The sequence below is a fragment of the Legionella pelazae genome, from assembly GCF_052527395.1.
In genome coordinates this window covers 1-996 of sequence record NZ_JBNVZS010000034.1, presented here as the reverse complement: position 1 = coordinate 996, position 996 = coordinate 1, and the positions used below count along the sequence as shown (strand labels likewise).

Sequence of the window (996 nt, the reverse complement as noted above, 5' to 3'; positions counted from 1 at the left end):
AAAGATTTACAAAACAAAAGGTTATTGAAAAAAGTATGTAAAAAGGTAGCTAACGCAGGTTAATATTGCAATTTTCCCGACTAAAGGATGTTGCAGTATGGATGTGCGTCAGCTAGTGAGTATTTTTTGCGAAATCGACGATTTTTGCAAGGAATTAGATAGTTATTCGAAACATTATTTTTTAACTGGCCCATCAAAAGGTAAGAGAGGCCCAGCGTGTTGTTTAGCAGTCAGTGAAATGATGACTATCTTGGTTATGTTTCAAATGTCTAAATACAGAGATTTCAAAAATTTCTATAACGGTTTACTTTGTATGTACTATAGGTCTTATTTCCCGGATCTACCCACTTATGAACGCTTTGTAAACCTGATGAAAAGAGCGATTTTTCCACTAACACTTTTTACTCAATTAAAAGGTGGTAAGCGCACAGGCATTTATTATATTGATTCCAGCTGCTTGCCCGTTTGTCATTTGAAACGTTCGAAACGACATAAAACATTCGATACTATTGCTGACTATGGGCGGACTTCTGTGGGTTGGTTTTTTGGCTTAAAGCTTCATCTTGTAACCAATGATAAAGGTGAGTTATTAGCTTTCAAAATTACTCGTGCTAGTCGAAATGATAGCAAAGAAGCTGTGCCACTGCTTAAAACCTTACAGGGACTTGCTTTTGGTGACAAGGGGTATCTTGGTAAAAAGTTATTCGAAGAGCTTTTGGAAAATGGATTGAAACTTATCACTAGAAAACGAAAAAATATGAAAGAACCTCTACTTTCTGCCTATGAAAAACAACTGTTGAATCAGCGCGGTATTATAGAAACAGTTATTGGGCACCTAAAACATTGTTATCATGTTTGGCATGCAAGACACCGTTCGATTATTAATGCGATGACTCACTTAGTTGCTGCTTTAGCTGCTTATGCCATTGAGCCGCTAAAGTTATCCGCAATTAAGTTGATTGCAAGTTGTGCATAGGAAAACCCATTATTGAGGTT

Annotated in this window: 1 protein-coding gene; it reads left to right on the top strand. The window is 36.6% G+C overall.

Annotated features, from left to right (window positions below; genetic code table 11):
- The first annotated feature begins 97 nt into the window (after positions 1-97).
- Positions 98-976, top strand: coding sequence for an IS982 family transposase (locus ACQUW5_RS15280; protein ID WP_444992120.1), 879 nt, complete (start codon positions 98-100; stop codon positions 974-976).
- The last annotated feature ends 20 nt before the right edge of the window (positions 977-996 follow it).